The organism is Kitasatospora sp. NPDC059146 (genome assembly GCF_042786665.1).
In the GTDB taxonomy this organism is placed as follows: domain Bacteria; phylum Actinomycetota; class Actinomycetes; order Streptomycetales; family Streptomycetaceae; genus Kitasatospora.
Genome location: NZ_JBHZCY010000113.1, coordinates 22,298 through 30,752 on the forward strand (window position 1 = coordinate 22,298; position 8,455 = coordinate 30,752).

At 72.3% G+C, this 8,455-nt stretch carries 7 protein-coding genes; 2 read left to right on the forward strand and 5 right to left on the reverse strand.

Annotation, left to right across the window (positions count from 1 at the left end; all coding sequences use genetic code 11):
- Positions 1-128: 128 nt before the first annotated feature.
- The 5 genes from ppdK to ACFXPX_RS33885 form a co-directional block, all read right to left on the reverse strand.
- Positions 129-2,837 (reverse strand): pyruvate, phosphate dikinase, encoded by a 2,709-nt coding sequence (gene ppdK / locus ACFXPX_RS33865; protein ID WP_375892521.1) that lies wholly within the window; start codon positions 2,835-2,837, stop codon positions 129-131.
- Positions 2,838-3,401: 564 nt separating this feature from the next.
- On the reverse strand, positions 3,402-4,589 hold the full coding sequence (dusB, locus tag ACFXPX_RS33870; RefSeq protein WP_375892519.1) for a tRNA dihydrouridine synthase DusB: 1,188 nt from the start codon (positions 4,587-4,589) through the stop codon (positions 3,402-3,404).
- A gap of 68 nt (positions 4,590-4,657) precedes the next feature.
- Positions 4,658-5,440 (reverse strand): DUF4097 family beta strand repeat-containing protein, encoded by a 783-nt coding sequence (locus ACFXPX_RS33875; RefSeq protein ID WP_380591208.1) that lies wholly within the window; start codon positions 5,438-5,440, stop codon positions 4,658-4,660.
- The gene (locus ACFXPX_RS33880) at positions 5,437-6,081 is read right to left on the reverse strand and encodes a response regulator (RefSeq protein ID WP_380644354.1); all 645 of its coding nucleotides are present in this window, start codon (positions 6,079-6,081) and stop codon (positions 5,437-5,439) included. Before ACFXPX_RS33880 ends, ACFXPX_RS33875 begins: the two co-directional genes overlap by 4 nt.
- Entirely contained in the window at positions 6,069-7,289 is a 1,221-nt protein-coding gene (locus ACFXPX_RS33885; RefSeq protein ID WP_380644355.1) for a histidine kinase, read from the reverse strand. Before ACFXPX_RS33885 ends, ACFXPX_RS33880 begins: the two co-directional genes overlap by 13 nt.
- Positions 7,290-7,424: 135 nt before the next feature.
- Here ACFXPX_RS33885 and ACFXPX_RS33890 point away from each other — a divergent pair, with 135 nt between their 5' ends.
- Positions 7,425-7,949 (forward strand): hypothetical protein, encoded by a 525-nt coding sequence (locus tag ACFXPX_RS33890; RefSeq protein WP_380591202.1) that lies wholly within the window; start codon positions 7,425-7,427, stop codon positions 7,947-7,949.
- Entirely contained in the window at positions 7,946-8,368 is a 423-nt protein-coding gene (locus ACFXPX_RS33895; protein WP_375892511.1) for a hypothetical protein, read from the forward strand. The genes ACFXPX_RS33890 and ACFXPX_RS33895 overlap by 4 nt, the downstream gene beginning before the upstream one ends.
- The last annotated feature ends 87 nt before the right edge of the window (positions 8,369-8,455 follow it).

Sequence of the window (8,455 nt, forward strand, 5' to 3'; positions counted from 1 at the left end):
AGGCGGCGGCGTCCGGGCGGCCGTGTCACGTACGCCGGTTCTCCTGCGCCGAGCTCCGGTGTACGCCCTCCCGACGGGAGGGTGAGCGGTCAGTCGTACCCGCGCGTGAGTAGGGGATGCCTACCCTCTCAGCGCGAGTCGCTGCCCGCCGTCTCGATGGCGGCGCGGCCTGCCTCCAGGCGCGCCACCGGGATCCGGAAGGGGGAGCAGGAGACGTAGTCCAGCCCCACCTCGTGGAAGAAGTGCACCGACTCCGGGTCGCCGCCGTGCTCGCCGCAGACGCCGAGCTTGAGGTCGGGGCGGGTGGCCCGGCCGGCCTCGACGGCGTGCTTGACCAGCGAGCCGACGCCGTCCCGGTCGATGGTCTCGAACGGGGAGACCCCGAAGATGCCCTTCTCCAGGTAGGCGGTGAAGAAGGAGGCCTCCACGTCGTCCCGGGAGAAGCCCCAGACCGTCTGGGTGAGGTCGTTGGTGCCGAAGGAGAAGAACTCGGCGGCCTCGGCGATCTGACCGGCGGTCACCGCGGCGCGCGGCAGCTCGATCATGGTGCCGAGCTTGATGTCCAGCGGGACGCCGGTGGACTGGACGACCTCGGCGAGCACCCGCTCGCACTCGTCGCGGACCAGCTCCAGCTCCTGGACGGTGCCGACCAGCGGGATCATCACCTCGGGGCGCGGGTCCCCACCGGCCAGCCTGCGCTCGGCGGCGGCCTCGGCGATGGCCCGGACCTGCATGCCGAACAGGCCGGGGATGACCAGGCCGAGGCGGACGCCGCGCAGGCCGAGCATCGGGTTCTGCTCGTGCAGCTTGTGCACCGCCTGGAGCAGGCGCAGGTCGTTCTCGTTCGGGTCCTTGCGGGCCTCGGCGAGGGCGACGCGCACCGACAGCTCGGTGATGTCCGGCAGGAACTCGTGCAGCGGCGGGTCGAGCAGGCGCACGGTGACGGGCAGCCCGTCCATCGCCTGGAAGAGCTCCAGGAAGTCGCCCTTCTGCAGCGGCAGCAGGGTGGAGAGGGCGAGCTCGCGGTCCTTGTCGTTGTCCGCGAGGATCAGGTGCTCGACCTCCTTGCGGCGCTCCTCACCGAGGAACATGTGCTCGGTGCGGCACAGGCCGATGCCCTGGGCGCCGTAGCGGCGGGCGCGCCCGCCGTCCTCGGCGTTGTCGGCGTTGGCCCGCACGGCGAGCCGGCGGCGGCCGTCGGCGTGCGACATCAGCCGGTGGACGGCCTGGACCAGTCCGCCCTGGACGTCGGCGCCGGCGTGCAGGGTGCCCTCGAAGTACTCGACCACCGGGGACGGCAGGACGGGTACCTCGCCGAGGTAGACCTTGCCGCTGGCGCCGTCGATCGAGACCACGTCGCCCTCGTGCACCACCAGGCCGTCGGCGGTGGTGAACTTGCGGGCCTTGGTGTCGACCTCCAGCTCCTCGGCGCCGCAGACGCAGGTCTTGCCCATGCCGCGGGCGACGACGGCGGCGTGCGAGGTCTTGCCGCCGCGCGAGGTGAGGATGCCCTCGGCGGCGATCATGCCGTCCAGGTCGTCCGGGTTGGTCTCGCGGCGGACCAGGATGACCTTCTCGCCGGAGCGGGACCACTTGACGGCGGTGTACGAGTCGAAGACGACCTTGCCGATCGCGGCGCCGGGCGAGGCCGCCAGGCCCCAGCCGATCTGCTTGGACTCACCGGTCGGGGCGAAGCGCGGGAACATCAGCTGGGCCAGCTGGCCGCCGGTGACCCGCATCAGGGCCTCGTCCAGGTCGATCAGGCCCTGGTCGACCAGCTGGACGGCGATCCGGAAGGCGGCCGCGGCGGTGCGCTTGCCGACCCGGGTCTGGAGCATCCAGAGCTTGCCGCGCTCGATGGTGAACTCGATGTCGCAGAGGTCGCGGTAGTGGTTCTCGAGCTTTTGCATGATCGCCATCAGCTCGTCGTACGACTTCTTGTCGAGCTTCTCCAGCTCGGACAGCTGCAGCGTGTTGCGGATGCCGGCGACGACGTCCTCGCCCTGGGCGTTGGACAGGTAGTCGCCGTAGACGCCCTGGGCGCCGGTGGAGGGGTCGCGGGTGAAGGCGACGCCGGTGCCGGAGTCCTCGCCGAGGTTGCCGAAGACCATGCTGCAGACGTTGACCGCGGTGCCCAGGTCGTTCGGGATGCGCTCCTGGCGGCGGTACAGCCGGGCGCGGTCGCCGTTCCAGGAGTGGAAGACGGCGTGGACGGCGAGGTCCATCTGCTCGCGCGGGTCCTGCGGGAAAGCCCGGCCGGTCTCGCGCTCGACGATGCCCTTGAACACCTCGACCAGTTCCCGGAGGTCGGAAGCGTCCAGGTCCAGGTCGTTGACGGTGCCCTTGGCGTGCTTGGCCTCGTCCAGGGCCTCCTCGAACAGCTCGCCCTCGACGCCCAGCACGGTCTTGCCGAACATCTGGACCAGGCGGCGGTAGGAGTCCCAGGCGAAGCGCTCGTTGCCGGACTGGGCGACCAGGCCGACCACCGAGGCGTCGGAGAGGCCGATGTTCAGGACCGTGTCCATCATGCCGGGCATGGAGAACTTGGCACCGGAACGGACGGAGACCAGCAGCGGGTTGTCGGCCTGGCCGAGCTTCTTGCCCATCTCCTGTTCGAGGGCGTCCAGGTGGGCGCTGATCTCCTCGTGCAGGGAGGACGGCTCGCTACCGGTCTCCAGGAAGACCTTGCAGGCCTCGGTGGTGATGGTGAACCCCGGAGGGACGGGGAGCCCCAGATTGGTCATCTCGGCCAGGTTCGCGCCCTTGCCGCCAAGAAGATCCTTGAGGTCCTTGTTTCCTTCGGTGAAGGAGTAAACAAACTTCTGCTGGGACGGCACGGGTCGGTCTCCTCGTACGCGGTTGCCCTGACGCCGGAGAACATACCCATTTCGAAGGCACTTCTCTGCCCTGAATAGGCCACACGAGGCCGGTACCGAGTGGTAACCCGCTAGATCGAATGCACATAAAGGCGTTCACCTCTGTTGGTGAAATCGTCCCCCTGACGCGAGCCAGCGTTCAAGTCTTGAAGGCTCGGAAACGGGAAGATCGCCCGATTCGGACGCTGGGTAGCGACCGCGGGTCGGTCGCGTTGCCCCGGCTTGATTTCCTGCACCCGGATCGGCCGATCGGCGTCGAACCGGCTTCGGGAAGCGTTCCACGCTCGACCTGTCCATTCCGTCCACTGACCGACCGTCACCCGCTCCGGCGTGTGGCAAGCGTCACCAGCCCGTCTCACGGCTCGAACGTAGGACGCCTGCGCCAATCGTCGCACTGCGTCCAGGAACGTGCTCGTTCCGTGACATCAGCACGCCGAAAAGGAGCCCTCCTGTCCAGAATGGACAAGAGGGCTGGGACCGGGTGGCCAGCGGCCCCGAGGGGTCGAATTCGACGGATCGGCTAGATCATCCGCCGGAGGTGTCCGATTCGGCGTCCTCGCCCGGTCGGGCGCAGTCGTACGGATCGTCCAACCAGCCCTCCGGCAGGACCACCCGGCCGTTGCCGCTGGTGCGCCCGCGCGGGCCGTCCGCGCCGATCGGCCAGGTCTGGGTCTGCTCCACCTGGGCGAGGGTCCCGGCCAGTTCGGCCAGCGAGGAGGAGTTCGCCAGCCGCACCCGCAGCTCGGAGCCGACCGAGAAGCCCTTGGTGTACCAGGCGACGTGCTTGCGGAAGTCGACCACACCGCGCGCCTCGTCCCCCAGCCACTCACCGAGCAGCTGGGCGTGGCGCACCATCGCCCGGGCCACGTAGCCGAAGTCGGGGCGGGCGTGGTCGACGTCGCCCTCGAAGATCGAGACCAGGTCCTTGAACAGCCACGGGCGGCCCAGGCAGCCGCGGCCCACCACCACGCCGTCGCAGCCGGTCTCCCGCATCATCCGCAGCGCGTCCTCGGCGGACCAGATGTCCCCGTTGCCCAGCACCGGGACGTGCGCCGGGACGGACTCGCGCAGCCGGGCGATCGCCGACCAGTCGGCCGTCCCGCCGTAGTGCTGGGCGGCGGTGCGCCCGTGCAGGGCGATCGCGGCCACGCCCTCCTCGGCACCGATCCGGCCGGCGTCCAGGAAGGTCAGGTGGTCGTCGTCGATGCCCTTGCGCATCTTCATGGTCACCGGCAGGTCCCCGGCGTTGGCGACGGCCTCGCGCAGGATCTCGCGCAGCAGGTTGCGCTTGTACGGCAGCGCCGAGCCGCCGCCCTTGCGGGTCACCTTGGGGACGGGGCAGCCGAAGTTGAGGTCGATGTGGTCGGCCAGGCCCTCGTCCGAGATCATCCGGGCCGCCTTGCCGACGGTCACCGGGTCCACCCCGTACAGCTGGATCGAACGCGGCTTCTCGCTCGGGTCGAACTTGATCAGCTGCATGGTCTTGGCGTTGCGCTCGACCAGCGCCCGGGTGGTGATCATCTCCGACACGTACAGGCCCTTGCCGCCGCTCTGCTCGCGGCACAGGGTGCGGAACGGCGCGTTGGTGATGCCGGCCATCGGCGCCAGCACGACGGGCGGCCACACCCGGATCGGGCCGATGTCCAGCGGCGCGAACCCGGTCGCGGTCGCGGTCGCCGACTCGGGCGCGGTGGGTGCGGGCGTGACTGTCATGCGCGGCTGACCTCTGGGCGAAGGGGACGGGACTCTCCATTGTCCCCCACCCGGGTGAGCCGCCCCGCCTACTCCGGATCCTGGCGGTACCCGATGTCCAGGGAGCCCGAGCCGACGTCGGCCTCCAGGCTCCTGCCGCTGGCGGCGTCGCCCAGGGCCGGATCGATGGAGCTGCTGCCCGAACCCGTCCCGCCGTTGATCCGGTAGCGGCTGTCCTTCGGCACCCGCACGGTCACCGAGCCGGAGCCGGTGCTCACCTTGACGTCCTGCGGCGCCGACCGGAAGGTCAGGTCCACCGACCCGGAGGTGCTGGACACCTCCGCCTGCGCCGAGGAGAGGTCCCTGCCCTGGGTCATCCCGGAGGTGGTGCGGGCGCGGACCGGGCCGGACAGCCCGTGCAGGAGGATCGAGCCGGAGGTCCCGTCCAGCCGGACGGCGCCGCTGAGGTCCGACACCTCGACCGCCCCCGAGGTCACCGTGCCGGCGACCTCCGTCCCCGCGGGCACCTCCAGCTCGATCGAGGCGCCGCAGTTGTAGAAGGGCAGCGAACGCCGGCACTCCACGCCGACGGTCATCGTGTCGCCGACCACATCGGCGCGCACCCGGGGCTCGGAGACCGTCCAGTCGAGGTTCTTGCTCACCACCACCCGGCCCTCCACCCCCGGCTTGATCCGCACGGAGGCGCTGCTCGTGGCCAGCTGCAGCTTGTGGACGGCGGTGACGAAGGTCTGCTGCTCGGTCCGCGACTGCCGGGCCACCAGGGCCAGGGTCTGCGCCCCGCCCATGACCACCACGAACACCACGGTGAGCACGCCGGTGATCCGCCACGCCTTGGTGGACCGCGCGCTCACGTGATCTCCAGGAAGCGCAGCACCGCCATCACCCGGCGGTGGCTGTCGTCGGCCGGCGGGAGGTCCAGCTTGGTGAAGATCGAGTTGATGTGCTTGGCCACCGCGCTGTCGCTGACCACCAGGGCGCCCGCGATCGCCGCGTTGGAACGGCCCTCCGCCATCAGCGAGAGCACGTCCCGCTCGCGCGGGGTCAGCTTCTCCAACGGGTCCCGGTGGCGGCGCACCAGCAGCTGGGCCACCACCTCCGGGTCCAGCGCGGTGCCGCCCTCGGCGACCCGCTGGAGCGCGTCCACGAAGTCGTCCACATTGGCCACCCGCTGCTTGAGCAGGTAGCCGACGCCGCTGGTGTTGGTCGACAGCAGATCCGCGGCGTACCGCTCCTCCACGAACTGGGAGAGCAGCAGCACGGCGGTGTCCGGCCACTGCTGCCGGATCACCATCGCCGCCTTGACGCCCTCGTCGTGGAAGCCCGGGGGCATCCGGACGTCCGAGACCACCACGCCCGGGCGGTGCTCCTCGACGGCGGCCAGCAGTTCGACGGCGTCCCCGACGGCGGCCACCACCTCGAAACCCACCGCCTCCAGGACCTTGACCAGGCCGACCCTCAGCAGGACCGAGTCCTCGGCGATCACAGCACGCACGGCAACTCCACGGTGATGGTGGTGGGGCCCCCGAGGGGGCTGAGAACGGACAGCGTCCCGTCGACCGAGGCGGCGCGCTGGCGCAGACCGGTGAGCCCGGTGCCGCGCGAGGCGTCCGCGCCGCCCACGCCGTCGTCGCTGACGACCAGGCGCAGCCGGCCGCCGATCGTCCGCACCGAGACGTCGGCCCGCTCGGCCCGGGCGTGCTTGGCCACGTTGGTGAGCGCCTCGGAGACGGTGAAGTAGGCGACCGCCTCGACGGTCGGGGCGATCCGCTCGGACAGCTCGACGTCCAGCCGCACCGGCAACGGGGCCCGGGCGGCGACGCCGGACAGCGCCGCGTCCAGCCCGCGGTCCTCCAGGACCGCCGGGTGCAGGCCGCGGACCAGGTCGCGCAGCTCGTCGATGGCCGCCTGCGCCTCCTCGTGCGCCGCGACGATCACCTGCATGGCGTCGGGCGGGCAGTCCTTGAGGGTGCGCCGGGCCAGGCCCAGGTTCATCGCGAGGGAGGTGAGGCGCTGCTGGGCGCCGTCGTGCAGGTCCCGCTCGATCCGGCGGCGCTCGGCGTCCACCGCGTCCACCAGGCCGGCCCGGGACTCGGCGATCTCCTCGACCCGCTGCTCCAGCTGCTCCGCCCGGTTCGGGCCGAGCAGCCGCTGCGCCGCCCGGACCTCCAGCCGGGCGGCCAGCGCCGTCGCCCAGGGCGCCGCCGCCAGCAGCAGCACCCCGAACACCGTGAGCGCCGCGTCCAGACCGGCCAGCTCACCGCGCAGCCCCGCCTCGGGCGGCAGCAGCCACACCCAGGCGTACAGGGTGGTCAGCACCAGGGCGATGCCCCAGAGGTAGACGGCGGCCAGCGCGCAGAGCGCCAGCACCGGGCCGATCAGCAGGTGGTAGCCGACCTGGCGCCAGGTGAGGCCGATCCGCAGCCGGGCCAGCCGCCGGCCCGCGGGCGCGCCGGGCGGCGGCACCTCCACGCCGCGGAGGGCGCGCAGCCGTCCGCGCTGGAGGGCGGTGAGCCAGCGCGAGCAGACCAGCACGGCCCCGAGGACCGGGAAGAGCAGGCTGGACTCGGTCAGCGCCAGCCAGACCGGCACGGCCACGGGTATTCCGGCGGCGATGAAGCGGGCGTCCCGCCAGGTCCCGGCCGACCACGGTGGTCGCCGAAGGCTCCTGACGAGCGCTCGGCGCAACGTGGTGGAGGGCATGCCGGACAGCGTAGGGCCCGGTGATCAACGGCCGCCATGAAGGGGGGTCCCCGCCGGGGGTGTAGCTAGATACACCCCCGATTCGGTGTGGGGCACCACCGACAGGCCCCCCCTCGCGACGAGAGGCTTGGGGACATGACGAGCACCGCATCGCACTCCGCCACCCCGCCGCACGGGCGGCCCGTCCCCGGGAACCACGGGGGTGTTCCCGGGGGCGCGCTCCGCCCGGCGCCGGGGCCGGAGGGGACGCTGCCCGCCGGGGCCGGGCCCTGGTCGGTCCGCAGCGTCGGGTCCGGCCGCGGCCGGGCCGCGTTGGAGCTGTACCAGCACGGCGAGCTGGCCGACGTCCTGGTCGCCGCCCGGCTCGCCCCGCGGCTCGTCCGCGGCGCGCGGCGCAGCCCGTCCGCCGGTCGGGGCTCGCACGTGCTCGCCTGGGGGCGGCTGCCCGCCGACGGCCGGGTGCCCTCGGTGGTGTTCACCGGCGGGCGGCGGCTGTTCGGCACCGTCCGGGCGGCGGCGGGCGAAGTGGTCACGGTGGCCGGGCAGTTCTGGCTCGCCCTGGCCGAGGGCCCGTTCGATGCGGTGCTCGTCGGGCACCCGGCGGGCGGGCCCGTCGAGCGGCTCCCCCTGCAGCGCGTGCGGAGCGAGGTCGGCGCATGAGTATCGCCCTCGTCCCCCCGGGCACTCCGGCGTACGTGCTGCCGGAGCGGTTCCAGCGGCTGCCGCGACTGGCCGCCTTCGGGCTGCTGCCCTGGCTGATGGTCCTGGCCGTCAACCACGAGACCCCGTGGGTGGTGCTGGACCTCGCGGAGTTCGCCGCGCTGCTCTCGCTGGACGCGCTGCTGCGCCGGCGCAGCCCCGCCGCCCTGTGGGCGGGCGCGGTGGTGGCGCTGCTGCTCGCCGGGGACGCCTTGGCCGACATCGCCTGCGCCGGGCCGGGGCACGCGGTGCTCGCCGCGCTGGTGATGGCCTGCTGCGTCGAACTGCCGCTGGCGGCGGTGTGCCTGCTGCTCGGGCGCGAGGCGATACCCGGGGCGGCCGGGCGCGGGATCGTACGTGGCGCGGCGGTACGCGGCTAGGGCCTGTCCGGCGGATCTTGCCAGGCGCGCGACGCCGGGCATCCCGCCTGGACGCACGCCCGAATCGCCCAAGTACGTCCAGTACGA

Bases quoted from the DNA above. Each gene is read 5' to 3' on its own strand.
- dusB (WP_375892519.1), bottom strand. From the start codon at position 4,589: ATGACAGTCACGCCCGCACCCACCGCGCCCGAGTCGGCGACCGCGACC.
- ACFXPX_RS33885 (WP_380644355.1), bottom strand. From the start codon at position 7,289: ATGCCCTCCACCACGTTGCGCCGAGCGCTCGTCAGGAGCCTTCGGCGA.
- ACFXPX_RS33890 (WP_380591202.1), top strand. From the start codon at position 7,425: ATGACGAGCACCGCATCGCACTCCGCCACCCCGCCGCACGGGCGGCCC.
- ACFXPX_RS33895 (WP_375892511.1), top strand. From the start codon at position 7,946: ATGAGTATCGCCCTCGTCCCCCCGGGCACTCCGGCGTACGTGCTGCCG.